Below are 24,131 nucleotides of genomic sequence, written 5' to 3'. Positions count from 1 at the left end.
TTTTGGGGTGATGCCTTCTTGGCGAGGCTCAGCATTAAGGCCTCATCATCGTTGAAATGGCATAATTTGATAATTGCAATTTTTCCGGGGATTCATGCATGCAGCGCATCAATTACGAACTTCATGATTTGCAGGCCTTCGTGGCCGTGGCGGAGCGCAACAGCTTTCGCCAGGCCGCGGCCGACCTGTTCCTGTCGCAGCCGGCACTGAGCCGCCGCATTGAAAAACTCGAGGATGCGCTGGGCGTCAAGCTGTTCGAACGCACCACCCGGCGCGTGCAGCTGACGAATGTGGGGCAGGTGTTTCTGGTGAACGTGCGCGATGCGCTCAATGGCCTCGAGGATGCCGTGCTCGGTGTCGCCGACCTGGCCGCGCACCGCACCGGGACGGTGACGTTCGCCTGCGTGCCATCGGCCGTGTGGCACTTCCTGCCGGACGTGCTCAAGCGCTTCAGCGCGCAGTTTCCGAAAATCCGCGTGCGCGTGCATGATGAAAGCGCGCAGGATGTGCTCAACCTCGTGCTGACGGGCGAGGCGGATTTCGGCATCAGTTTTACAGGCGCGGAAAATCCGGAGATTCTTTTCCAGCCCATCTATGTCGAGACCTACGTGCTGGCGATGCGGCACGACCACCGGCTGGCCAGGCGCAAGAAGCTGAGCTGGAAGGATACCGTCGACGAACGCTATATCTCGGTGGCCAAGTCGAGCGGCAACCGCAGCGTGCTCGATGCGGCGCTGGCCGGCGTGGAAAAGCATCCGTGGATCTCGTGCGAGATCAACCACGTGTCAGGCATCTTGGCGCTGGTGGAGTCGGGTTTGGGCGTGGCGGCGGTGCCAGGGCTGTCGATTTTACCGGAGCGGCAGGGCACGGTGGTCGGCGTGCCGCTCGTCAATCCCGCCGTGAAACGGACATTGGGCCTGATCAGCCGGCATCAGCACGCGATGCCGCCCGCGTCGCGCACCCTGTTCGACATGATGAGCGCGAGCATAGGCAAGCAGGGGCGGCGGGCGTGAGCGGTCTTATTTTTGCATGATGGGATCGCGCCCCAGTGTACGCGCCAGCGCGCCGCCGTCGCCGCGCCAGAATTCGCGGTCGGCCAGGCGCACGCGCTCGGCCGCATGCTGCATGTGTTCCATGGCCGCCTGGCGCGCCCGTTGTGGGTCGCCGTCGGCGATCGCCTGGACGATCTTTTCATGTTCGTGCCGCACTTCGATGGAAAAGTCCGTGCGCCGCGCTTCATTCGCGCGCGTCACCTTCACGGCCGAGCGGATCGGGTCGGCAAACATGGCAACGAATTTCGGCCAATAGGGGTTGCCCGTCGCTTCAGCGATCGACAGGTGCAGGCGCACGTCTTCTTCCACGCCGTCGACGCCGGCCGCCACGGCTTCCTCGATCCGGTGCAACGCATGCTCGATGTCGGCCAGCTGGCCCGGCGTGCGCCGCACGGCCGCCAGCGCGGCGATTTCCGCCTCCAGCCCTTGTCGCACCTCGATGAGGTTCAGCAGCGATTGCACCGACTGTTCCGTCAGCGCGTCGCCCCGTTCGCCCGTCTTCGCGCCATCCTGCGCGCACACGAAGGTGCCGCTGCCCTTGCGCGTGGCGACGATGCCGTCCGCCTGCAGCAGGGCGATGGCTTCGCGCAGCACCGTGCGGCTCACGCCGAAGTGGCTGGCCATCGCCTGCTCCGACGGCAAACGCGTGCCGCCGGCCAGGCCATCGTTGTGGATTTGCTGGCGCAGCCGTGCCGCCACCCGCGCACCCAGGGTGCCGGTGGTGAAACTGCCCGCGGCGGGCTCCGGCGGGGGAAGGGTAAAGCGGAACGTGCGGTCCATCGGGTGCATCCTTGTGCTAGCGGTTCTCATGGGGCTTGCCTGCTTGCCATTATATGGAATATACAGCTTGACACACACAAAACACACACATAATATACATCCATACAAATTTTAGACAAGTTGCCATCCACCTCCGGTGGACCATAAAAACCCGGCACGGTCGATCCCCCAGCGATCAGGAGACAAGCATGGACGTATCACAAGCATTGCCCGGGCAGCCGGCCGGCGCCGCCGCGAGCCAGAAAACCATCGACGACGCCGTCTACCGCAAGGTGACCTGGCGCATCATTCCCTTCCTCATGCTGTGCTACATCGTCGCTTACCTCGACCGTGTCAACGTGGGCTTCGCCAAGCTGCAAATGCTGGCCGACCTGCAGTTTTCCGAAACCGTGTACGGCTTGGGCGCGGGCGTGTTCTTCCTCGGCTACTTCCTGTTCGAAGTGCCCAGCAACGTGATGCTGCACAAGATCGGCGCGCGCGTGTGGATCGCCCGCATCATGATCACGTGGGCCGTCATCTCGGGCGCCTTCATGTTCGTCACGACGCCGACCCAGTTCTACGTCATGCGCTTCCTGCTCGGCATCGCCGAAGCGGGTTTCTTCCCCGGCATCATTCTTTATTTGACCTACTGGTATCCGTCCGAGCGCCGCGCGCGCATGGTGTGCACCTTCATGGCCGCCATTCCCGTGGCGGGCCTGATCGGCGGCCCCCTGTCGGGCTGGATCATGGAAACCTTCGCCGGCTGGCACGGCTATGCGGGCTGGCAGTGGATGTTCGTGCTCGAAGCGATTCCCGCCGCGCTGATGGGCGTGGCAGTGCTGTGCTACCTCGATAACAGCATCCGCGCCGCGAAGTGGCTGACGGAAGAGGAAAAAGTCATCCTCGAACAGCGCATCGCCACGGAAGCCCAGGGCAAGGTGTCGCATCCGTCGATCCGCGCCATGTTCGCCGACCCGCGCATCTGGGTCATGGCCCTGATTTATTTCTGCTGCGTGATGGGCCAGTATTCGCTGACCTTCTGGTTGCCCAGCCTGATCAAGGCGGCCGGCGTGACGGGCGTGCTCAATATCGGCCTGTTCACGGCGATCCCGTACTCGGTGGCCGTGGCGTCGATGATTTTGCTGGGCCGCAGCTCGGACAAGTACCGCGAACGCCGCTGGCACATGGCCATCCCGCTGGTCGTCGGCGCCGCCGCCATCGTCTGCAGCGCGCTGGCCGGCGCCCATAACACGGGCTGGGCCATCTTCTTCCTGACGATCGCCGCCGGCGGCATCCTGGCCGCCTCGCCAATGTTCTGGAGCCTGCCGACGGCTTTCCTCGGCGGCGTCTCGGCCGCCGCCGGCATCGCCGCCATCAACTCGGTGGGCAACCTGGCCGGCTTCGCGGCGCCGTACATGATCGGCTCGATCAAGGACCTGACGCAGTCGACCGACATCGCCATCTACCTGCTGGCCGGCATCCTGGTGATCGGCGCCATCATCATCATGCGCGTGCCGGCCAAGCTGGTGAACAAATAAAACTGGAGTAGCAGATGAACGTAGAAATGAAAAAAGTGGGCGTGATCGGCCTGGGGGCCATGGGCATGGGCATCGCGCAATCGTTGCTGCGCGCCGGCTTTGAAGTACATGCCTGCGACGTGCGCGCCGAAACCGTGCAAGCGCTGGCCGGCCAGGGCGCCCATGCGGCGCAGTCTCCGGCCGCGCTGGCGGCGCAGGTGCAAGCGATGCTGATCGTCGTCGTCAATGCGCAACAGACGGAAGCCGTGCTGTTTGGCGAACACGGTGCGGCTGCCAGCCTGGCGCCGGGCAGCGTAGTGATCGCCTGCGCCACCGTGGCGCCCGAGTTTGCCGAGGCCCTCGGTGCGCGCCTGGCGGCCATGGGCCTGCGCTTCATCGATGCGCCCATTTCCGGCGGCGCGGCCAAGGCGGCTGCCGGCGAGATGTCGGTGATGGCGGCCGGCGCGCCCGATGCGTTCGACGCCTGCGCCGGCATTTTCGACGCCATCTGCGCCAAGCTGTACCGCCTGGGCGAACAGCCGGGGCAGGGCTCGAAAGTCAAGATGATCAACCAGTTGCTGGCCGGCGTGCACATCGCCGCCGCCGCCGAAGCGATGGCGCTGGGCTTGCGCGCCGGTTGCGACCCGGACGCTCTGTACGAAGTCATTTCAAACAGCGCCGGCAGTTCCTGGATGTTCCAGAACCGCGTGCCGCACATTTTGAAGGGCGATTACACGCCGCTGTCGGCCGTGAATATCTTCGTCAAGGATTTGGGCATCGTGCTCGATTACGCGAAGAAAAGCGTGTTCCCGTTGCCCCTGTCCGCCACGGCGCACCAGATGTTCATGCAGGCGTCGGCGGCAGGTTTTGGCGGCGAGGACGACTCGGCCGTCATCAAGACTTTCCCGGGAATTACTTTGCCGGTGCAAGCGTTACTGAATCAAGAGGAACCATCATGACCGTACTACTGGGATGTATCGCCGATGACTTCACGGGTGGCACCGACCTGGCCGGCATGCTGGTCAAGGCCGGCATGCGCACGGTGCAGCTGATCGGCGTGCCGCAAGGCCCGCCGCCAGCCGATGTCGACGCCGTCGTCATCGCCCTCAAGTCGCGCACGAATGCGCCGGAAGAGGCCGTGGCCGAATCGCTGGCCGCGCTGGCCTGGCTGCAGCAAGCCGGATGCAAGCAGTTCTACTTCAAGTACTGTTCCACGTTCGACTCCACGCCGCGCGGCAATATCGGCCCCGTGGCCGAAGCGCTGATGCAGGCGCTCGATACGGATTTCACCATCGCCTGTCCCGCATTCCCCGCCAACGGCCGCACCATCTACAAGGGCAACCTGTTCGTCGGCGACGTGCCGCTGGCCGAATCGGGCATGCGCGAGCATCCCCTGACGCCGATGACGGATTCGAACCTGGTGCGCGTGCTGCAGCAGCAGGTGCAAGCCAAGGTAGGCCTGGCCGATTTCTCCGTGGTGGAAAAGGGCGCGGCAGCCATCGCCCAACGCTTCACGGACTTGCGCGGCCAGGGCTGCCATTTCGCCGTCGTCGATGCCGTGTCGAACCGCGACCTGGAAGCCATCGGCGCCGCCTGCGCGGATTTGAAACTGATCACGGGCGGCTCCGGCATCGCCTTGGGACTGCCGCAGAATTTCCGTCAGCGGGGCCAGCTGGCGCCATCGCCCGCGGGTCAGGCGGGACGCTTGCCGCCACCGGCCGGTTTGCGCGCCGTGATCTCGGGCAGCTGCTCGGTGGCCACGCAGCAGCAGGTGGCGCACCTGCGTGAACTGGCGCCAGCGTTCCACGTCGATCCGCTGCAGCTGGCCGCAGGCGGCGAGGTGGTCGATGCGGTTGTCGCGCAGGCGCTGGCATGGGCGGATGAGCACCTGGCGCAAGGTCCGGTGCTGATCTATGCCACGGCCACGCCGGACGCCGTGCGTGCCGTGCAGGCGCAGCTGGGCGTGGAGCGTGCCGGCGCCCTCGTCGAGGAAACCTTGGCCTCCATCGCGCAAGGCCTCGTGCGCCTCGGCGTGGGCCAGCTGATCGTCGCCGGCGGCGAAACCTCGGGCGCCGTGGTGAAAGCGCTGGGCGTGGCGGGCTTGCGCATCGGTCCCGAAATCGACCCTGGCGTGCCGTGGACGCAAGCCTTGCCCGCGCCGGGCGACGATGGCATGGCGCCCTTGGCGCTGGCGCTCAAGTCCGGCAATTTCGGCACGGTCGATTTCTTCAGCAAGGCTTGGCAGGTGCTGGCATGAGCGCCACCGAATCGCGCCAGCGCGAGCTGATCGTCGACTTCGGCAAGTCGCTGTTCGAGCGGGGCTTGACGGCCGGCAGCAGCGGCAACCTGAGCGTGCGTCTGGATGACGGCTGGCTGCTCACGCCCACGAACGCCAGCCTGGGACGGCTCGATCCGGCGCAGCTGTCCAAGCTTGATTGGGACGGCAATCTGATCAGCGGCGCGCCGCCGTCAAAAGAGGCGTTCCTGCACCGCGCCATGTACGAACAGCGGGGCAGCGCCGGCGCCATCGTGCACTTGCACTCGACCCATTCGGCGGCCGTGTCGTGCATGTGCGGCTTGAACCATGACGACTGCATTCCACCGCTCACGCCCTATTTTGTGATGAAGGTGGGGCGCTTGCCGCTGGTGCCGTATCACCGGCCTGGTGACCCGGCGCTGGCGGGCGCGATTGGCGCCATGGCGCGCAAGCACTCGGCCGTGCTGCTGGCTAACCACGGTCCCGTCGTCTCGGGCACGAGCCTGGAATCGGCCGTGTATGCGGCCGAGGAACTGGAAGAGACGGCCAAGCTGTTCCTGCTGCTGCGCGACGTACCCACGCGCCCGCTCGACGCAGCGCAGATCGCGGACCTGAAGCACACGTTCAAACTCGACATATAAGATTCCCAAGGAGATACCGCATGCCCCGCTTTGCCGCCAATTTGACCATGATGTTCAACGAAGTCCCTTTCCCGCAGCGCTTTGCCGCCGCCGCGCAAGCGGGTTTTAAAGGCGTCGAATTCCTGTTCCCGTATGACCACGCGCCGCAGGAAGTGGCGGGCTGGCTGCGCGAGCACGGCTTGCAGAATGTGCTGTTCAACCTGCCGCCGGGCGACTGGGCGGCCGGTGAGCGGGGCATCGCTTCGCTGCCGGGCCGCGAAGAAGAATTCCGCGCCGGCGTGGCGCGCGCCATCGAGTATGCGCTGGCGCTGGGCACGCCGCGCGTGCACATGATGGCGGGCCTGCTGCCCGTGGGCGCCGACGTCAAGCTGCACCGCGCCACCTACCTGGCCAACCTGCGGTACGCGGCCCAAGCCGTGGGCGAGCATGGCATCGAGCTGTTGATCGAACCGATCAACGGGCGCGACATGCCCGGCTACTTCCTCGTCACGCAGGCTCAGGGCCATGCGCTGCGCCTGGAGTCGGGCGCGGCCAACGTCAAGGTGCAGATGGATTTTTACCACACGCAGATCGTCGAGGGCGATATCGCCATGACGTTCAAGAACAACTTCGACGGCATCGGCCACGTGCAGATCGCCAGCGTCCCGGCCCGCAATGAACCGGACGATGGCGAAGTCAATTATCCGTATCTGTTCACGCTGCTCGATGACCTGGGTTACGAAGGCTGGATCGGCTGCGAATACCGTCCGCGCGGGCGTACTCAGGATGGCCTGGGCTGGCTGGCCGCTTACAACAACAAACAAGGAGCATGAACATGAAAGTACTGATTACCGGCGGTGCCGGTTTCCTGGGACAGCGCCTGGCGCGCCAGTTGCTGGCGCAAGGCCAGCTGACGGACAGCCACGGCCAGTTGCAAACGATCAGCGAGCTGGTACTGGTCGACGTGGTGGCCGCGCATGACTTCAACGATGCGCGCGTGACAGTCGTCACGGGCGACATCGCCGACGGCACGCTGATGCGCGCCACCGTCGATGCGCAGACCAGCTCGATCTTCCACCTGGCCGCCATCGTCAGCGGCCAGGCGGAAGCCGATTTCGAGCTGGGCATGCGCATCAACCTCGACGCCTCGCGCGTGCTGCTCGATATCTGCCGCGAACTGGGACACAAGCCGAAGGTCGTGTTTACCAGTTCCGTGGCCGTGTACGGCGGCAAGCTGCCGGACGTGGTGCAGGACACCAGCGCCCTGAACCCGCAATCGTCGTACGGTGCGCAAAAAGCCATCGGCGAATTGCTGCTCAACGATTACAGCCGCCGCGGCTTCGTCGATGGCCGCGTGCTGCGCCTGCCCACCATCAGCGTGCGTCCCGGCAAACCGAACAAGGCCGCGTCCTCGTTCGCCAGCGGCATCATCCGCGAACCGTTGAATGGCGAGGCGGCCGTGTGCCCCGTGTCTACCGATTTGCGTCTATGGCTGCTGTCGCCGCGCGGCGCCATCGCCTCGCTGATCGCCGGCCATGAACTGGCGGGCGAGGCGTTCGGCGCCAGCCGCACGGTGAACTTGCCGGGTTTGAGCGTGAGCGTGGGCGAGATGATCGCCGCACTCGAAGAAGTGGCCGGCAGCGAAGTAACAAAGCGCATCAGCTATGCGCCCGATCCGGCCGTGGAACGCATCGTCAAGAGCTGGCCCGGCGCCTGGGATACCCAACGTGCCGAAGCGCTAGGCTTGACGGCTGATGCGGATTTCGCCGCCATCATCCGCGCGTATATCGACGACGTGAAAGCGGCCGGCTAGGCGTTTGTCGGCAGTTGCGAGCGGCGATAGTCGAGCGGCGTGCTGCCCACCAGTTCGGCAAAGCTGCGGCTGAAATGGGCCTGGTCAAAAAAGCCCAGTGCATGCGCCAGGCTGGCCAGGTCGGGGACATCGGGCTGCGCCAGGCGCCAGATCGCTTCCTGCAGACGGTAGCGCTGGATCACCCACTTCGGCGGCACGCCCACGTAATTGGAGAACAGGCGCTGCAGCCGGCGTTCGCCGATGGCCATTTTTTCGCACAGCTGCGCCACGCTCGCCGGGCCGTTGTGGGCCGCCGCTGCGGCCGTCAGCCTGGCGGCCAGCAGGGCCGCGTCATCGACCTGCGGCAGCCTGGTCAGCAGCAGCGCCTGTGCCTGCGCCACCATGGCCGCATCGCCGGCTTGCCCCAGCACCAGCGCCTCGGCTTGCCCTGCCGGCATGTCCAGCAGGGCATCGGCTGCGATGGTCGTATCGGTGAACGATGACAGGGGCTGGGTGATGAACGGGCGCAGGCCGCCCGGCGCGAAACGCAGGCCCAACACCTTGCCCGCACCGGTCAACGGCCTGTCAAAGGCGCCGCGCACCACGCCATGGATGGCCGTGCGCCCAAGGTCGAACACCAGGTGGGCGTTCGGGTAGGGCAGCACGCGCTGCGTCTCCGGCGCGCAGCCCCGCCTGTCCCATTCGACCACCCAGAAGTACTCGACGAACGGCGCCAGCGCGGTCTCCGGCGGATAGGTCGCCAGCCGTATGCGCCGCGCCGCCGCCTGCGGGTCGACGATGCCTTTCGGTGCCTGGCCGCGCGCGGCGAGCACATTGCGCGTGTTGTCGGTTTTATCCAATATTTGTCTCCTGCGCTGCCTTAAGCTGGTTCTCTCGCATCGATTGAAAGGGAATCATGAAATCACACAGCTTGTCCGGCCTGATGCTGGCCGCATGTTGTCTATCGGTGGCGTCGGCCGGCGCCGCCTCGTCTGCAGAGGGAGATCATCGCATGCCAGTGCACGCCACGGGAAGTTTCAGCATTACCATGACGCCATCCGCGGCGCCGCAGCGTGCGGGGCGCACGACCTTGGGCAAGGTATTGCTCGACAAAGTCTATGCCGGCGACCTGGTCGCCACGGCCAAGGGGGAGATGCTCAGCGCCGTCACCGACACCAAGGGCGCGGCCGGCTATGTCGCCATGGAAGCCATCACGGGAGTGCTGCAGGGCAGGGAAGGCAGCTTCGTGGCGCAGCATGCGGGCACCATGGCCGATGGCAAGCAGCAGCTGTCCATCGTCATCGTGCCGCATTCCGGCACGGGGCAGCTGACGGGTATCAGCGGGACGCTGGCCATCCGCATTGAAAACGGCCAGCATTTCTACGACATCGACTATTCGCTGCCGGAGTAGGGCAAAGCCCATGGGCAGCGGTCCTGCAGGTGCTGGTGCGGTCAAGGTAGCGAGCGGCTCAGGTAGGTCGGATTAGCGGCAAGGCCGCGTAATCCGACACCGCCAGCGCCAGCGCCAACAATGTTGTCGGATTACGCCGGCCTGGCGGCCAGCTAATCCGACCTACGCGAGGTTTATTTGCCCAGTATCGACGCCACATTGTCGGTACCCGGTGCGCCAAACAGCTGCTGCTTGAGGATATGCAGCTGGTCGCGCACTTGCGCTGCCTTTTCGAACTCGAGGTTCTTGGCGTGGTCGACCATCAGTTTTTCCAGGCGCTTGATTTCCTTGCTGACCTGCTTCTCGCTCATCGATTCGAACTTGGCCGCTTCCTGCGCCACTTGCAGGGTTTCGCGCGCTTCCTGCGGGCTGTAGACGCCATCGATCATTTCGCGGATCGATTTCTTCACGCCGATCGGGATGATGTTGTTGGCCGTATTGAAAGCGATCTGCTTGGCGCGGCGGCGCTCCGTCTCGTCGATGGCGCGGCGCATGGAGTCCGTGATGCGGTCGCCGTACAAAATCGCCGTGCCGTTCAGGTTACGCGCGGCGCGGCCGATGGTCTGGATCAGGCTGCGCTCGGAGCGCAAGAAGCCTTCCTTGTCCGCGTCAAGGATGGCGACCAAGGAGACTTCCGGCAAGTCCAGGCCCTCGCGCAGCAGATTGATCCCCACCAGCACGTCGAAGGTGCCCAGACGCAGGTCGCGCAGGATTTCCACGCGCTCCACCGTCTCGATATCGCTGTGCAGGTAGCGCACCTTGATGCCATGGTCGCCCAGGTATTCCGTCAATTGCTCGGACATGCGCTTGGTCAGGGTCGTCACCAGCACGCGCTCGTCCTTCTTGATGCGCTCGACGATTTCCGACATCAGGTCGTCCACCTGGCTGCTCGCGGGACGCACGATGATTTGCGGGTCGACCAGGCCCGTGGGGCGCACGACCTGTTCGACCACCTGGTCGGAATGGTTCTTTTCGTATTCGGCCGGCGTGGCCGAGACGAACACGGTCTGGCGCATCTTCTGCTCGAATTCCTCGAATTTCAAGGGCCGGTTGTCGAGCGCCGACGGCAGGCGGAAGCCGTAGTCGACGAGATTCGTCTTGCGCGAGCGGTCGCCGTTGTACATGGCGCTCAGCTGGCCCGTCAGCACGTGCGACTCGTCGAGGAACATCAGTGCGTCGGGCGGCAGGTAATCGACCAGGGTCGGCGGCGGTTCGCCCGGCAGCGCGCCGGACAGGTGGCGCGAGTAGTTCTCGATGCCCTTGGTGAAGCCGATTTCCGCCATCATTTCCAGGTCGAAGCGCGTGCGCTGTTCGAGCCGCTGCTCCTCGATCAGTTTATTTTCCTTGCGGAAGAACTCGAGGCGCTCGCGCAGCTCGTCCTTGATGGTCTCCACGGCGCGCAGCACGGTGGAGCGGGGCGTCACATAGTGCGAGCCCGGATACACGGTGAAGCGGGGGATCTTTTGCCGTACTCTGCCCGTCAGCGGGTCGAACAGCTGGATCGATTCGATCTCGTCGTCGAACATTTCCAGGCGCACGGCCAGCTCCGCATGCTCGGCGGGGAAGATGTCGATGGTATCGCCGCGTACGCGGAAGGTGCCGCGGCCGAAATCGACTTCGTTGCGCGTGTACTGCATCTGGATCAGGCGCGCGATGACGTCGCGCTGGGCGACCTTGTCTTTGACGCGCAACGTCAGGATCATCTGGTGATATTCGTTCGGGTTACCGATACCGTAGATGGCCGAGACGGTGGCGACGATGATGACGTCGCGCCGTTCCATCAGCGACTTGGTGCACGACAGGCGCATCTGTTCGATATGTTCGTTGATCGACGAGTCCTTTTCGATGAACAGGTCGCGCTGCGGCACGTAGGCTTCGGGCTGGTAGTAATCGTAGTAGCTGACGAAGTATTCAACCGCGTTTTGCGGGAAAAAGTCGCGAAACTCGCTGTACAGCTGCGCGGCCAGGGTCTTGTTCGGGGCGAAGACGATGGCGGGCCGGCCCATGCGCGCGATGACGTTGGCCATGGTGTAGGTCTTGCCCGAACCGGTCACGCCCAGCAGGGTCTGGAAGGCCAGTCCGTCGGCAATCCCCTCTGATAACTGGTCGATTGCCGTGGGCTGGTCACCGGCCGGAGGGAAGGGCTGGTGCAGCTTGAACGGGGAGTCCGGGAAAGAGATAATTGCGCTTTCCGCCTCGCTGGCGGTAGATAATTCGGGCATGTGAATCAGACCTTTGTTAGAATAGTGCTCTGCTGGCGGCCCTGGCGTTGTATTTTGGGGCGCTGTCTACAACTCCGCTGTGAACCTGCTTCCAATCGAATCCAATCTTATCATGACGAACCCAACTGTTTCTGCCAGTCTGTTTAGCGCCATCGAGATGGCCCCACGCGACCCGATCCTGGGCATCACCGAAGCATTTAACGCGGACCAGAATCCCGCCAAAATCAATCTGGGCGTTGGCGTCTATTATGACGACAACGGCAAAGTGCCTCTGTTAGCTTGCGTACGCAAGGCGGAAGCCATCCTGATCGAACAGGCGGCGCCACGCACCTATCTGCCGATCGAAGGCCTTGCCGCCTACGACAAGGCTGTGCAAGAACTCGTATTTGGCGCCGACAGCGCCGTAATTCAAGAGCGCCGCGCCGTTACCGTGCAAGCCATCGGCGGCACGGGCGCACTGAAGATCGGTGCCGACTTCCTGCAGCGCTTCGCGCCGGGCGCCCAAGTCTACATCAGCGACCCGAGCTGGGAAAACCACCGTGCGCTGTTCGAAAACGCCGGTTTCGTCGTCAATAACTACACTTACTACGATGCCGCCACCCATGGCGTGAACTTCGACGGCATGCTGGCCAGCCTGAACGCCATGCCAGCCGGCTCCATCGTCGTGCTGCATGCCTGCTGCCACAACCCGACCGGCGCCGACCTGAGCGTGGCCCAGTGGGATCAGATCATCAGCGTGGTGACCTCGCGCGGCCTGGTGCCGTTCCTGGACATGGCGTATCAAGGCTTCGCCAACGGCATCGCCGAAGACGGCGCCGTGGTGCGCCGCTTCGCCGACGCGGGCGGCCCGCTGCTGGTGTCGAACTCGTTCTCGAAATCGTTCTCGCTGTACGGCGAGCGCGTGGGCGCCCTGAGCGTCGTCGCCTCGAGTGCCGACGAAGCGGCACGCCTGCTGTCGCAGCTGAAGCGCGTCGTGCGCACCAACTACTCGAACCCGCCAGTACACGGCGGCAAGGTGGTTGCCACCGTCCTGGCCACGCCGGAACTGCGCCAACTGTGGGAAGAGGAGCTGGCCGGCATGCGCGTGCGCATCCGCGAAATGCGCAATGCCTTCGTGGAAAAACTGAAAGCCAAGGCGCCAGGCCACGACTTCGAATTCGTGCGCCAGCAAATCGGCATGTTTTCGTACTCGGGTCTCACCAAGGAGCAGGTGGCGTCTTTGCGCGAACAATCGATCTACGCCGTCGACACGGGCCGTATCTGCGTGGCAGCATTGAATTCGCGCAATATCGACATCGTCATTGACGCGATCGCCAAAGTACTTTAATATCTTGCTTCTTCGGCGCTGCATGCAAGTGCGGCGCTGATGGCGGTAGAAAGTCGGCGATGGCCGTGTTTGTGATGATGCAGTGTCGGTCTTGCAAATATGGAACAAGCGACATATAATATTGCCTCTTTTCCCTGATAGCTCAGTTGGTAGAGCGACGGACTGTTAATCCGCAGGTCCCTGGTTCGAGTCCAGGTCGGGGAGCCAGAATTCGAAAGGCCACGTTGAAAAACGTGGCCTTTTTTGTTTTTGCGGCGCCCGCGTATAGCTTGGGCCACGATAAGATTTTCCCTATGGAAATCTGGACAGCGCCAAGTTTGGCCTATATAATACGGCCTCTTTTCCCTGATAGCTCAGTTGGTAGAGCGACGGACTGTTAATCCGCAGGTCCCTGGTTCGAGTCCAGGTCGGGGAGCCAGAACACGTAGCAGCAGAAAGCCCAGCCTTCACCGGTTGGGCTTTTTGCATTTCAGAGCGCCGCGATGGGTGCGGGCAGGGTCTCGATGATCGATCGCTGGAATTTCTCCGGTTCATCCTGGTGTATCTGATGGCCCGACTGTTCGAATACAAACAGCCCCTTCCTCGGCGCCTGCAGCTGCTCAAAATAGTCTTGCGTGATGCGGGTGGAGGTCTGGATGTCGTTCTTGCCAACGAAGAAATAGACCGGGCAGTCGACTTTCTTCAAGGTTTTCGGCAAATCGATATGCATCACCTCGTTCCATACGGGCGACCAGGCTTTGGACCATTGCAGAAAGCCGGTTTTGAAGCCATCGCTGGTCGCGAATGTTTTTCCCTCCTGATGGAAAAGCCATTTGCGCAAATAGAACAGGTCTTCATCCTGTTGAAAGGGAATATGCACCTGCGCCAGTTCCTTGCTGGCGGTGGCATCGTCCCGGAAATGCGCCTTCAAATTGGCCAGCAATTCCTTTTCGCTGGCCAGCTGACTGATGACGGGATTGACGGCGAAATACGCATGCAGCAGTTCCGGATGCTGTTCGACGATATGAAAACCGAGCACATTGCCCCAGGAGCTGCCCAGCAAGTATATTTTTTCCTGCCTGAGCTCTTTTTGAAGAAACGTGATGACCTGATACGTGTCCTGCTTCATCTGCGCGACGGAAGGCTGGCTAGGCGACGGATTGAGTTTCAGGGTTTTTCCCGCATCGCGCTGATCCCACTGCACCAGCGTAAATCTGTTTTTCAGGATGGCGGTGAAGGCATCCGCATTCTTCAGCATTGAACTTCCCGGTCCGCCCGATAAAAAGAGCAGAACAGGTTTTTTTGAGTTATCTGTCTTGATTTCCACAAACTGCTTGATCCCGCCGATGTCCGGTGTCAGCAGCGCATCGATGGCGAGCGCTTGCGCTTTGCTTGCGGAAAATGGCATCAGGGTGATGAATAGCACTGCCAGTAGCTTAGTCATGGGCGGATATCGATGGTGGCCTGCGGGTAGGGGGGTGTCCATGGGGGATATTATCCGAATAACATGTTGCATATAGAGAATATGTGTGGCGTGGCGGGCCGCTGCCTGTGTGCTTTTTCGTTTTGCGCTATCCTAAATGCAACCCCATAGGAGAGCTGCCACCATGATCTGTTCAATTCCGTTGCGCCATATCGTCCTGTGTGACTTTCTCGAGGACATCACACCGGCCAAGCATGCCGAGCTGGTCTATGAATTTTCCCAGCTTAAACACCGCATTCCCGGCGTGCTGTAATTCGAATGGGGACCGAACGTCAGCCCGGAAGGCCTCGATGACGGTTTTACCGATTGCTTTACCTTGACCTTCGATGGCGCCAGCGCGCGCGACGTGTACCTGGCCCATCCTGCCCACTTGGCCTTTGTCGATCTGCTCAAGCCATGGCTGGGGCGGGTGCTGGTGTTTGACTATCAGCCCCGGGAAAATCCGGGCTGAGTGTCGCCGCGCGTAAATTTTTCAGCGTAAATCTGGACAACTGAAAATTTGCCCTATAGAATGCGGCCTCTTTTCCCTGATAGCTCAGTTGGTAGAGCGACGGACTGTTAATCCGCAGGTCCCTGGTTCGAGTCCAGGTCGGGGAGCCAGAATTTTTGTAAGACCTAGAGCCCAGCCCTTACCCGGTTGGGCTTTTTGCATTCCAGAGGCCCGTTTACTTGCGCATAGTGGTCCAAGGTTGGGCCGTTGGGTTGCTGGGATCGCCTACCCCTAGGGCTGGGTTCCGTTGGCACAGAGAGGCAGCCTGCGGGGTGGGGGGGGGGCTCTTGATGGTGGCCGGGACGCAGGGCAGCGCTACGGAACAGGCTGGAGTGGGCGAGGCGTCAAGGCGGGGAGTGCGTCTATCAGATTGGGCTTTTTGCCTTCCAGAGGCCTGTTTATTTGCACATAGTGGGCCTCAGCGGGGCCGTCGCGTGAGTGGTATGGGGTAGGACTACGGCTGGGCTCGCGTGGCACAGCGAGGCAGTCTGCAGCAGCGTTGACGCTGGCTGGGAGGCGAGGCAGGGCGACCGAAGTGATTGGCCGGTTGCATGTATGAGGCGTCAAGGCGGGAGCGTATTTATTTGCGCATAGTGGGCTATGGTAAGGTTATGGCCGGGAGGGATGGGCCTACCTCTAGGGCTGGGCTCTAGAGGTGCGGGGAGGTAGCAGACACTAGACTCTGGTGGTGGTAGGGCTGGAGTGGGGATTTCTCATTCGTCAGTCGTGATGTCCGGCTGTTTCAATGCTGCAAGTTGAGCGATCTATCTCACCGAGAATGCGTAGAGAAAGTGCCACCACCATGTTAGTGTTTTCAAATGCCAAAACTTGAGACATTGATTGCCGCCACATTGCATGGAAAAATTTCCCGTTAAGCTCAGTGCTAATCCTCTCGAGCTTGTTAGATCGCTCCCTACTCAGCTAATCCCTATTGATCAGATCAAGGTTAGGCACGATAGGGCGAGGGATGAAATCTTCCTTGCGAAGTATATGGCATTTCAAAAGGGGCGCACTCCAGTCCATGAAACTCGACTCACGCTTAGCAAGATTCGTCGTGGTTTCTGGAAAAAAGAAGCGCAGGGCTGGGAGCTTGATGGTGACGAAATTGACCGCGCTGACCTCGAGTTCACTATTGAGATCATTCGCCTAGGTGCCCGACCAGTTCTATACATATACGAAACTCCGAATCCTGAAGACGATTTTAGTTATATTTGTACTGATGATGCAGTACCTCACGCCGCATATGAACAGTTGGGGATCGTTAAAGTTCCAGTTGCACTTATGGCTAAGCCGAAAGACTTAGAGGAATCGTGTCTTTCAATGCGGAACTTTGCGCGGGGTCGAAAAGACTCTGTTGTTCTCCTTGATGGAGTGGTGCCGGTGATATCCGAGCTTGTGCCTTCAGTGTTAGGCGCAAAGAAGCCAGATATTTCAGAGGGCTTTTCGCGACTCCTTGCCGCTCTTTCCAATACAAAACAATTAGTTCGCGACTTTCACTTGCCCGGTTCTACAAAGTTACATTACCACCATACGCTCTATTCTGTGCTTCTGCGAGCGGAAGACTGTGTTGAATCGATGGGATTGTTAGTTTCGGCCGGGAAGCCACTAACTGCAGTTGGGTTGCTTCGTTCTCTTCATGAGTTGGCCCTTGTATTTTATGTTGACTGGCTGGCTCCGGGTCAGACGTATCGCTATCTACAAATGGCCTCGGTGATGAATGAAAAAGCGTGGGATAAGTGCTGTTCTACTTGGTACAAAGAAGATGTTGCAGCGGGGGCATCACCGCTTGAGGCAAAGAATATTAAGGACGCTCACATGCGAAGCTTTCGTCTTGGTAGTATTGTTGGTGACAAGGCTAGAATATTTCCGTTGAGTGAGGAGCTTCAACGAGACATCTACAGTTTTCTCTCTGATGTAATTCATCACGATTTCAGTATGACTGCTCGATATGTCTTCACTCTTGATCATGGTGACGATGCTATTTACCATGAAGACGCGTTGCATACAATTGTTCACCTGTCAGATATTTTAGTTGCTGCAATTGTAAGTCGTGTGCGGGATGATGTTGGGCGCGTTCCTCAATTTTCCAACACATCACTAAAGTAATCAGAGGAAATGGCTTGTGGATCCGGGAGCTTCTAGATCCTGAAAGTATCCGAACTTTTAATTCGCTGGTTCCTGGTTCAAGTCTAGGTGAGAAGGTGGAATTTAAGTGGCACAGAATCAGGGGGGCTACGGCTAAGTTTTGGTGGTATAGAGAGGCCGCAGGGCGGCCCCTAATGAATTCATGATGAATTCTAAGTGTCAACGCAAGTAGCACAATTGCACCACTAGCGTGAAATGCTTTGCAAAGGTAAACTGGCGAGAGCCGCTGCTATTTTCTACTCTATCACTTATGCGCCATGAGAAACCCATCCTATTGCCCAGACCTTTTCATGATCCGCATTCCTCAGCAAGTAAGGGAAAATATTTGCGTTGAGGATGATGGAAAACTAAGGCTTGACCTATCGAACTCTCGAACGGCTGGTTATTTCCTCCATGAATGGTTGCATTACGTTCACAATCTTTCTACGATTAATGGCATATATGCGTTTGCCAGCATGGTAAACATGTGGGCTAATTTCCGAAACAAGATTGATAATGTAGGAAAATCTTCTGCGTCGAAAAAGTTGACGGACTATGCTTTGTCGTCCGTTCAAAGGACTCATCTTTACCGAATGGGCGCCCGGCGGCAACGCGATAATCCTGATGCTTCTGTCGTCAGCGGTGCTTGCAAAGTGATCGGCGCAAGTATTACTACATCACAGTTGGCGGTCGCTTTGCTTGGACACCCACCAGAGTATTCGACGATCATTCATTGTGAATTAGAGCTCGACCATGGTCGCTGCGTGAGGGCGGAGATCGGGGTTGTTGAAATAATCGAAGGGATTGCCAATATGTTAGAGGAGCGATTCCTGATGCTTCATGGCGAACTCCCGGACAAGCAGAAGGTGGCCCCTTACCGTCTAGTTCTAGGTTTAGCACGCCACGTTATTCCCGAAATCGCCAATGACCAAGTTATTGCTTGCGCAATAACCTCATTGCAATGCGATGATCCACCACTGGCACTTTGGGAGTTGTTTCATGCATTAAAAACCGTAGCTGCCGATAGAAGGTTTACCGCTATCGAGCGTCTTTCGTTAAGAAGGCTTGAGGAGTATCGTGCGCTGATTGAGCAAGTCTTTGTTCAGACGGAACAGTTATTTCCGTTGGCTGAACCAATGGGAGACGAAGTGAAGCGTCTGGTTGCGAATATGCGGGAAAAATTTGAGTTAAGAAGAACCGCACCGTTCTTTGAGTTGACGATGCTTGATTGTATAAAAAAAGAACCTCCGGCGGTCAGGGCTACAACGTTGCAGCGTATTATTGCGGATTTTTCCTGCCCCCGAATTGAATTGGAAGAAATTGGGCGAGATGTGCAAGGACTCAATGATGTCGTCAATTTCGGAAATTCAGCTACAATCAATAGTGACATTGAGTTCGGTCAACAGAAATTACACGCTGCTTTACACTTCATGGGGTTGCATTTAAGTGAAGATGGTTTTGTGGAAACGGTGGCTTTACAAGCGTCGCCAGCTAGGCGGTGTTGCCCCTTCTATAATTCTTGCGCTTATGATTCGAGAAATACAAATCCTGAGGTCTGCTTGGAAAGGCCGTGGGAGTGGCTCAACGTTCCTATGGATCCCTTGACTGCTTGCTGGTATCGAGCTGGAGTTAGGGCTACCCGTCCACCGTGCGAATAGAACTACAGACCAAGGAATTTTTGTGAAATTTTCAGTTTGACACCTTTAGTGTTCTTAGAACTCCATCTTGTTAATCTGCAGATCCCTGGTTCGAGTCTAGGTCGGGAAGCTAGAACATCAGCAGTATCGAAAAGCACAGCCTCACGGTTGGGCTTTTTACATTTCAGCGTCTGCCTGCAGGGCCGCTGGCGAGCCCCTAAGGTATCTCCCCTAATATCCAGATTAGCAGTGTGCACAATGCTGGCGCTTAGCTAAATCCGCCATCGCAGAACCAATTGCTGGCTACGGCTGCCCGATACATAGCCGCTACCCATGAATTCTTACATTCTTCTTCCATGCTGGCGAGTTCTTCCTCTAAGTGTGAGCGCACAGCGTTCATTTTCCCCAGATTATGCAATTTGACCAAGCGTCCTCGAATCTCGGCAAGCCGACTGCCAGCATTTGATGAGAACAGGAGGCCGAGGTTTAATTCTTTCAGATGGGCTGCAACTCTTGCTTTATCATTCACTGCCCAATGGGCAGGTGGAGACACATGGTAACGAAAGGCTGCGGGGGATCCTTTGACCACATCTGCCGCAAGCCAAATATCCTGATCAAAATTATCAAAATACGGGTGGAGCAACTGTCCTCCCGCCGTTGTGGCAAAATACTCCATTTTTTCGCCTTGACACCATGTACATGCGGGCACCAAATTATTCGGCGTGACTGAAAACACCGGGAAATGCGTCTTTGGTAGGAAATGATCAAGGGTGTTCACCGTTCCAATTCCACAAAATGGGCATCGTCCATTTACCGGTGCTGACAGAATGCGGTCGTATATCTGTCTCCCTTTAGCTTTCTTGGGAACCATACGAAGTGTGTAGACCTTGACCAATTCGTCTCCATTTACTTTGCGAATTTTCGCTGTAAGCGGAGTGAGGTAAAGCGTCTTGGCCGCTGCATCGGTGTCGTAGCATATCGCTGCTTTTTTGATGTCTGTGCTTATGGCCTCAAGCTGTGCCCTAAGTGCAGGGTTCTTAACCATCGTTACACAGATATCAAATACGTCCTGTGCCACGAACGTATTGTTTTTTTCGTCTTTCGGAAGTGATAAATACCTCATACTAGCTCTCATCGCTTAGGTACATTGCTCGAAGAACTGCCTTAGCCTCGGCACCTAGCTGATTCCCTAGAAGTTCTATAGCTTCTTTGTAAGTTGTCGCCTCGCGTCTCGCATCGTTCAAGATATGATGATATCCCGACTGGGAGAGTTCAAGCTGAAATACCTCTCGGCTCAAGATTCCGACACTTTCGCCAAACGTCTCAATCGTTGGGCGTTCGGCTTTTGACGAAGTGAGGATTCGGTTAATTATCCACACGCAAGACTTAGGTACCTCTTGAAGGATAATAGGGGAATGTGTAGCCACGATGGCAACGCCATTTCGCTTTACCAAAAGTTCCGAAATAGCGCGCGTCATAGCTGATAGTAGTGGTGGATGAAGGTGCGCTTCTGGTTCGTCTATTAGAACAAGCGTTCTTTCCTCGACCTTTTCGACAAGGCGAGTGAGCGTCAGAAGTACGATCTTGTGTCCAGAGCTTAGCGCTTTGAAAGTCTTCAATACTCCTTCCAGTTCGTCTTCTTCGGATATGTCTGCCTCAATCATGTCTGTTAGTTGGGCTGCCTTAAATACCGGATCGGACTGGAGCGTACCAATAACCTCTGCCCATCTTCTACGCCGCACGCCGATCCTGCATTCCTTTAGACTGTTGCAGAATTCGGTTGCAAGCATTTGCGGAGATTTTGGTTTAATAGTTGCTGTGGGCGAATCGCTCGTCCATCCACGTAACCCGATGAAAGAGAAGCCAAGGGCATCAGGTGACGAGCCTCGATCTGGTAGTAATTCGGCTTCGTCAAAAGCGCTAAATGACACTGCAACAACATTTGCAAACTTGCCGCTATTTGTCCCTTCTTCGCTGAGCTCGAATTTTCCGGACTGCTTGGCAGTGGCGTCTTTCGCCACAAGTGCCTTAGTCATTAGAGAAAGTAGGCGGGTTTTTCCAACACCATTTCTGCCGATGAGGACATGAACGTTTGTCGGAATAGGTGACCTTGGGTTAACGCTAAACTGTAGCTTGAATGGCGGCGAACCATCACCCAAACGCTTGGGAGGGGCATATGAGAATTTGTAGCTTGTGACGCGAGCATCGCCACGTGCCATGCGCCTAAATTGCCCCTCGACTGTGCTATGAGTAACGTAACGGAGTAATGATTCACCCATGACAATTTCGTCCTGTGTCGCTTTCCACAACTCGTTATCCCACGCCACATCCCTTAAGGCGACCAGAATCTGCTCTCGAATCGGATCGCCAAGCGTATTAAGATTCGAGTAATACTCCTCGTCCTGCCCTAAGGAAAAGAATTCCTTGTCGATATCGAGTTGGCTGAAGCTCTTTTCGAGATCGGGATAACGATGGCCTGGGGGAACGTTTGGCCCCGAAGCATGAGGCTTCAATCCCCGTGACCCAATTTTCACTTGTCCTATCTGGTGCTTTTTTCCTTTAGGATCAACAACTGTCAAAGAAAACTGAGTACGGTATTTTCCCCAGTCGTCCCAGTAATCAGTATCTAGGTACGCCGACCATCCTTTTGTATTAGCAGGATTCTTTTCGGGCTGTGGGAGGACGTAAAACTGCAGGGACTGTGAGTTCTTTTGCATTTTTCAATAAAAAGTGAATATTGCGCGAATCAAGATTTTGGATGCATATGCGGAGATAAATTTTTTTGCAAGGTATAGTTCTAGTTTTCACCTAGCGATAGTGGTGATAAGTGGCGATCAAGAGCTTGGGGCTAAGCCATGGTGACCATTCTATGTTGCTAAATGTAAATTGGCAAATTTATACTGGCTTCCTAATGCGTTAGCGTTGTTCATTAACTGCAGGTGATCAGCACGGATTTTGCATTCCTGACAGTCTAGTCAGTAACTAGAGTGGGATCGAATGACATGTATCAGGGATGTCTACTGCGAGGTCCCTTGTGGCAACTTTAGATTGCGCTGTGTGGGAAATCGCATAGCTAGCCGATGAGATATTGTTCGGATTCAGAGCGGACGTCGCGTAATAATCCGAGGCTTTGCAATCTGATTGATGCAGCTGCACGGGAAACACCATAGAACTTCATTAGCTCTTCGGTTACTCTCTCGTAGTCTCGGTAGTTACAAGGTTGAGTATCCAAGTATAGTTCTCCAAACCCTCTGTTTGGAATGTCGAGCCACTTTGCAATTCTCCTAAAGTTTCCTATAAATCCGGTATGAGGCATCAGTAGGCAGGACGCGAAGATGTTCGCTTGGTACTCCATGCGAGCAACATCCGATCCTAGAGCCTTGGCGTCCTGTAGTAATGCAAAATCCTGATCGTCGCAAGACTCTCCTGACATGTACTTTCCGTGACATAGGAGGTGATGGGCAAGTTCATGCGCAAGCGTAAAGCGCTCACGGCCTTGGTTCGGTATCGCCTGTTCGTAGATCAGAATTTCGAGTGATGAGAAAGATATTTGTCCAAGTTTTTGATTTCGGCCAGCTTCATTCATGTTGCTGACATTCCGTCTTACCTGTAGCCCGGACTTTTTTGCTTCGTTGGCACAAATGTCATCGAGTGACACGGCCCCATTTTGATATCCGCAATCACGAAGAACGGCAAGGCTGCGGTTTTCTAGTTCATCTTGGCTGATGTACGGAACAGTGCAAACTGGAGCAATGCTGGAACTACGTGCCCATTTTAGTTGACCCTTCGTGAGCCTTGAATCCTCAAACATGCCGGTTGAGAAATCCCATAGCGAATTGGTCAGGCATTCGGGTCCCTGCATGTATAAATCGAAGACACTGCTCTTGAAATCTTGTAGGGTAAGGCCGTTCATCACACTCGCTTGTTCTTCCTTTCCAGTCATTGGCATTGCCGCTGAGGGTGAGCGATACAGTTCCCATTTGACGTCTGATGAATTGAAGTAGCGGATGATGCCTATTTTTTTGTTACGAGCATAATTCATTCCACCCGAAGCGAATGCTGAGTTGCTTACCATTACGGCCTTGGAGTTTGCTGGAGCTACTTGCTGTACTTTTGTGAAAAACTCCTCGACGTTATCGACTGATACTGAAGCTGAATAGTTCTTGCATTCTATCAACCATACCATTGAGTACTCAGTTGCCTCAGGAAGATAGAATTCAATCGATACATCAAACTTTATGTCTCCCTCCCTGTCCCGTGAGTAGTATCCTTTTTGACGAAAGACCTTACAGAATTCGCTGCTCCACGGAAGCCGCTGCTCGGTAATTTGTTTTGTAAAATAGTCGAAAACTGCCTGTTCTAGTAGGTCGCCCTTGAGAGTAGTATTCATTGGATTTTATTAGCGGTTTATGGGCACTATTAGTACGTCAACAATTGGTATTGTTATGCATGCAGTATAGTAGAGTTACCTAATGTGAGCAGATGATTGCCAATGATAGTGACGGATCGATAAGTAGTCTTAACGTCGGTCATCGCTTCTCAAAATCCCCCGCCCCCCGACAACTGATCTATCATCACTATCTACCAACTATTTTGACTTTTCTAAGTTCAAGACAGAATATCCCGCACTGCCAGCGTTACCAGTTCGCGATCCTCAACTGTCATCCGATGAAACACCACCTGTAGCCAAGCGGCTTCATCGTCTTTGGCGTAGAAATATGACTCAGGCACATTGAGAACCTTGGCGATTCGCTCGACCATCGAGAAGTCTGGTTCGTGCTTGCCTCGTTCGTATTGATTCATCCTAGCGCTCGACGACATCTCGTCAACTCCTGCCAGCACGCCTAGTCGTTCTTGTGATAGGCCGGCATGCTTACGTGCTTCCTTCATCCTTTTTCCAAACACTCGCATTCTCAGCCCCTAAAGGCTAAGATAATCTTAGTATTTTGTTGACCTCACACTAAGGAATCCTTAGTATTTGGTATCATCATTTTACTTCTCTGTAACCGTAACAACCACAAGGACCCGTTCGAAAATGAAATTATCTCGAAGAAGCAGTATGAAATTGAAGTGTGCAATCTCAGTGGCAGTCATCACGGCATTGGGAGGATGTGCCGCCATGTTGCCCCCGCCAAAAACGATAAGATTCTCGGGAGAGGGCGCGAAGTTCAGCTTTGTGAAAACAGGCTGCGTGCTGGATAGCGGTACGTATACGGACTTGTCAGGAAAAGGGAAATCTCGTCCAATGCTTAAATTTATCGCCGTGACTAGCGCTGGGAAAACGGTCGGTCAATGGACAGCAATTTGTGAGGCGGTCGTACCCAATGGCACGTCGAGCTGCAGTATTTTAGGCCCCAAGAAAGCCTATTATCAGTGTGATAATTATGATGAGTTCATGGTTACTAATTGATCGATAGTTGTT

General features: G+C 57.2%; 20 protein-coding genes, 3 tRNA genes and 1 pseudogene. 16 read left to right on the top strand and 8 right to left on the bottom strand.

Annotated elements, in window-relative coordinates:
* Positions 1-98 precede the first annotated feature (98 nt).
* A complete protein-coding gene (locus tag SKZ59_RS21910; RefSeq protein ID WP_070301510.1) occupies positions 99-1,013 on the top strand; it encodes a LysR family transcriptional regulator in 915 nt (304 codons plus the stop codon).
* A gap of 6 nt (positions 1,014-1,019) precedes the next feature.
* On the opposite strand, the gene SKZ59_RS21905 is transcribed toward SKZ59_RS21910, so the two are convergent.
* Positions 1,020-1,832 carry a FadR/GntR family transcriptional regulator gene (locus SKZ59_RS21905; protein WP_319992943.1) on the bottom strand — a complete coding sequence of 271 codons (813 nt, stop codon included), beginning with the start codon at positions 1,830-1,832 and terminating at the stop codon, positions 1,020-1,022.
* A 188-nt stretch (positions 1,833-2,020) separates the two neighbouring features.
* Between SKZ59_RS21905 and SKZ59_RS21900 the strand changes: the two genes are divergently transcribed.
* Genes SKZ59_RS21900 through denD form a run of 6 tightly spaced genes read left to right on the top strand, consistent with a single transcriptional unit; the run spans position 2,021 to position 8,018 of the window.
* Positions 2,021-3,349, top strand: a complete 1,329-nt coding sequence (locus SKZ59_RS21900) for an MFS transporter (RefSeq protein WP_319992942.1) — start codon at positions 2,021-2,023, stop codon at positions 3,347-3,349.
* Between the two features lie 14 nt (positions 3,350-3,363).
* Positions 3,364-4,287: an L-threonate dehydrogenase gene (gene ltnD / locus SKZ59_RS21895; protein WP_319992941.1), complete on the top strand. Its 924-nt coding sequence runs from the start codon at positions 3,364-3,366 to the stop codon at positions 4,285-4,287.
* On the top strand, positions 4,284-5,585 hold the full coding sequence (otnK, locus tag SKZ59_RS21890; protein ID WP_319992940.1) for a 3-oxo-tetronate kinase: 1,302 nt from the start codon (positions 4,284-4,286) through the stop codon (positions 5,583-5,585). The genes ltnD and otnK overlap by 4 nt, the downstream gene beginning before the upstream one ends.
* Positions 5,582-6,226 carry a 3-oxo-tetronate 4-phosphate decarboxylase gene (otnC, locus tag SKZ59_RS21885; RefSeq protein WP_319992939.1) on the top strand — a complete coding sequence of 215 codons (645 nt, stop codon included), beginning with the start codon at positions 5,582-5,584 and terminating at the stop codon, positions 6,224-6,226. The genes otnK and otnC overlap by 4 nt, the downstream gene beginning before the upstream one ends.
* Positions 6,227-6,246: 20 nt before the next feature.
* On the top strand, positions 6,247-7,038 hold the full coding sequence (gene otnI, locus SKZ59_RS21880; protein ID WP_319992938.1) for a 2-oxo-tetronate isomerase: 792 nt from the start codon (positions 6,247-6,249) through the stop codon (positions 7,036-7,038).
* A 2-nt stretch (positions 7,039-7,040) separates the two neighbouring features.
* Entirely contained in the window at positions 7,041-8,018 is a 978-nt protein-coding gene (gene denD / locus SKZ59_RS21875) for a D-erythronate dehydrogenase (RefSeq protein ID WP_319992937.1), read from the top strand.
* On the opposite strand, the gene SKZ59_RS21870 is transcribed toward denD, so the two are convergent.
* Positions 8,015-8,857, bottom strand: coding sequence for a helix-turn-helix domain-containing protein (locus tag SKZ59_RS21870; RefSeq protein ID WP_319992936.1), 843 nt, complete (start codon positions 8,855-8,857; stop codon positions 8,015-8,017). The two genes, denD and SKZ59_RS21870, sit on opposite strands and share 4 nt — an antisense overlap.
* Positions 8,858-8,913: 56 nt before the next feature.
* Here SKZ59_RS21870 and SKZ59_RS21865 point away from each other — a divergent pair, with 56 nt between their 5' ends.
* Positions 8,914-9,408: a DUF3224 domain-containing protein gene (locus tag SKZ59_RS21865; RefSeq protein ID WP_254671463.1), complete on the top strand. Its 495-nt coding sequence runs from the start codon at positions 8,914-8,916 to the stop codon at positions 9,406-9,408.
* A gap of 173 nt (positions 9,409-9,581) precedes the next feature.
* Here SKZ59_RS21865 and uvrB read toward each other — a convergent pair whose 3' ends face one another.
* Complete coding sequence (gene uvrB, locus SKZ59_RS21860; RefSeq protein WP_128142427.1) at positions 9,582-11,669, bottom strand: excinuclease ABC subunit UvrB; 2,088 nt, start codon at positions 11,667-11,669, stop codon at positions 9,582-9,584.
* Between the two features lie 112 nt (positions 11,670-11,781).
* Between uvrB and SKZ59_RS21855 the strand changes: the two genes are divergently transcribed.
* The 3 genes from SKZ59_RS21855 (at position 11,782) to SKZ59_RS21845 (ending at position 13,414) form a co-directional block, all read left to right on the top strand.
* Positions 11,782-12,996: an aromatic amino acid transaminase gene (locus tag SKZ59_RS21855; RefSeq protein WP_175444492.1), complete on the top strand. Its 1,215-nt coding sequence runs from the start codon at positions 11,782-11,784 to the stop codon at positions 12,994-12,996.
* 131 nt (positions 12,997-13,127) lie between these two features.
* Positions 13,128-13,203 (top strand) — tRNA-Asn (locus SKZ59_RS21850).
* A gap of 135 nt (positions 13,204-13,338) precedes the next feature.
* Positions 13,339-13,414 (top strand) — tRNA-Asn (locus SKZ59_RS21845).
* Between the two features lie 51 nt (positions 13,415-13,465).
* Here the strand turns inward: SKZ59_RS21845 and SKZ59_RS21840 are convergent.
* A complete protein-coding gene (locus tag SKZ59_RS21840; protein WP_319992935.1) occupies positions 13,466-14,419 on the bottom strand; it encodes an alpha/beta hydrolase in 954 nt (317 codons plus the stop codon).
* A gap of 163 nt (positions 14,420-14,582) precedes the next feature.
* Between SKZ59_RS21840 and SKZ59_RS21835 the strand changes: the two genes are divergently transcribed.
* From SKZ59_RS21835 to SKZ59_RS21815, 5 genes and pseudogenes are all read left to right on the top strand, one after another.
* Positions 14,583-14,711, top strand: coding sequence for a hypothetical protein (locus tag SKZ59_RS21835; RefSeq protein ID WP_319992934.1), 129 nt, complete (start codon positions 14,583-14,585; stop codon positions 14,709-14,711).
* A gap of 12 nt (positions 14,712-14,723) precedes the next feature.
* Positions 14,724-14,909 (top strand): annotated as a pseudogene (locus SKZ59_RS21830) (Dabb family protein); the annotation flags it as partial.
* Positions 14,910-14,982: 73 nt separating this feature from the next.
* A tRNA-Asn gene (locus SKZ59_RS21825) sits at positions 14,983-15,058 on the top strand.
* Between the two features lie 745 nt (positions 15,059-15,803).
* Positions 15,804-17,054 (top strand): hypothetical protein, encoded by a 1,251-nt coding sequence (locus tag SKZ59_RS21820; RefSeq protein ID WP_319992933.1) that lies wholly within the window; start codon positions 15,804-15,806, stop codon positions 17,052-17,054.
* A gap of 329 nt (positions 17,055-17,383) precedes the next feature.
* Positions 17,384-18,730 carry a hypothetical protein gene (locus tag SKZ59_RS21815; protein WP_319992932.1) on the top strand — a complete coding sequence of 449 codons (1,347 nt, stop codon included), beginning with the start codon at positions 17,384-17,386 and terminating at the stop codon, positions 18,728-18,730.
* A gap of 247 nt (positions 18,731-18,977) precedes the next feature.
* On the opposite strand, the gene SKZ59_RS21810 is transcribed toward SKZ59_RS21815, so the two are convergent.
* The 4 genes from SKZ59_RS21810 to SKZ59_RS21795 form a co-directional block, all read right to left on the bottom strand.
* Positions 18,978-19,832: a hypothetical protein gene (locus SKZ59_RS21810; RefSeq protein ID WP_319992931.1), complete on the bottom strand. Its 855-nt coding sequence runs from the start codon at positions 19,830-19,832 to the stop codon at positions 18,978-18,980.
* 1 nt (position 19,833) lies between these two features.
* Positions 19,834-21,426, bottom strand: a complete 1,593-nt coding sequence (locus SKZ59_RS21805) for an AAA family ATPase (RefSeq protein WP_319992930.1) — start codon at positions 21,424-21,426, stop codon at positions 19,834-19,836.
* A 356-nt stretch (positions 21,427-21,782) separates the two neighbouring features.
* Positions 21,783-23,099, bottom strand: a complete 1,317-nt coding sequence (locus SKZ59_RS21800; protein ID WP_319992929.1) for an ImmA/IrrE family metallo-endopeptidase — start codon at positions 23,097-23,099, stop codon at positions 21,783-21,785.
* 218 nt (positions 23,100-23,317) lie between these two features.
* A complete protein-coding gene (locus tag SKZ59_RS21795; protein ID WP_240317726.1) occupies positions 23,318-23,599 on the bottom strand; it encodes a helix-turn-helix domain-containing protein in 282 nt (93 codons plus the stop codon).
* Between the last annotated feature and the right edge of the window lie 532 nt (positions 23,600-24,131).

Origin of the sequence: Janthinobacterium sp. GMG2 (assembly GCF_033949445.1) — a bacterium.
Taxonomy (GTDB): domain Bacteria; phylum Pseudomonadota; class Gammaproteobacteria; order Burkholderiales; family Burkholderiaceae_D; genus Janthinobacterium; species Janthinobacterium aestuarii.
The sequence above is the reverse complement of the archived record's forward strand: the minus strand, read 5'-3'. Positions and strand labels throughout refer to the sequence as shown.

Coding starts and splice junctions, on each gene's coding strand:
- SKZ59_RS21810 (WP_319992931.1), bottom strand. CDS start 19,832: ATGAGGTATTTATCACTTCCGAAAGACGAAAAAAACAATACGTTCGTG.
- SKZ59_RS21800 (WP_319992929.1), bottom strand. CDS start 23,099: ATGAATACTACTCTCAAGGGCGACCTACTAGAACAGGCAGTTTTCGAC.
- SKZ59_RS21820 (WP_319992933.1), top strand. CDS start 15,804: ATGGAAAAATTTCCCGTTAAGCTCAGTGCTAATCCTCTCGAGCTTGTT.
- SKZ59_RS21900 (WP_319992942.1), top strand. CDS start 2,021: ATGGACGTATCACAAGCATTGCCCGGGCAGCCGGCCGGCGCCGCCGCG.
- SKZ59_RS21865 (WP_254671463.1), top strand. CDS start 8,914: ATGAAATCACACAGCTTGTCCGGCCTGATGCTGGCCGCATGTTGTCTA.
- uvrB (WP_128142427.1), bottom strand. CDS start 11,669: ATGCCCGAATTATCTACCGCCAGCGAGGCGGAAAGCGCAATTATCTCT.
- otnI (WP_319992938.1), top strand. CDS start 6,247: ATGCCCCGCTTTGCCGCCAATTTGACCATGATGTTCAACGAAGTCCCT.
- otnC (WP_319992939.1), top strand. CDS start 5,582: ATGAGCGCCACCGAATCGCGCCAGCGCGAGCTGATCGTCGACTTCGGC.
- SKZ59_RS21815 (WP_319992932.1), top strand. CDS start 17,384: ATGATCCGCATTCCTCAGCAAGTAAGGGAAAATATTTGCGTTGAGGAT.
- SKZ59_RS21910 (WP_070301510.1), top strand. CDS start 99: ATGCAGCGCATCAATTACGAACTTCATGATTTGCAGGCCTTCGTGGCC.
- SKZ59_RS21905 (WP_319992943.1), bottom strand. CDS start 1,832: ATGGACCGCACGTTCCGCTTTACCCTTCCCCCGCCGGAGCCCGCCGCG.
- SKZ59_RS21835 (WP_319992934.1), top strand. CDS start 14,583: ATGATCTGTTCAATTCCGTTGCGCCATATCGTCCTGTGTGACTTTCTC.
- SKZ59_RS21855 (WP_175444492.1), top strand. CDS start 11,782: ATGACGAACCCAACTGTTTCTGCCAGTCTGTTTAGCGCCATCGAGATG.
- SKZ59_RS21805 (WP_319992930.1), bottom strand. CDS start 21,426: ATGCAAAAGAACTCACAGTCCCTGCAGTTTTACGTCCTCCCACAGCCC.
- denD (WP_319992937.1), top strand. CDS start 7,041: ATGAAAGTACTGATTACCGGCGGTGCCGGTTTCCTGGGACAGCGCCTG.
- otnK (WP_319992940.1), top strand. CDS start 4,284: ATGACCGTACTACTGGGATGTATCGCCGATGACTTCACGGGTGGCACC.
- SKZ59_RS21840 (WP_319992935.1), bottom strand. CDS start 14,419: ATGACTAAGCTACTGGCAGTGCTATTCATCACCCTGATGCCATTTTCC.
- SKZ59_RS21795 (WP_240317726.1), bottom strand. CDS start 23,599: ATGAAGGAAGCACGTAAGCATGCCGGCCTATCACAAGAACGACTAGGC.
- ltnD (WP_319992941.1), top strand. CDS start 3,364: ATGAACGTAGAAATGAAAAAAGTGGGCGTGATCGGCCTGGGGGCCATG.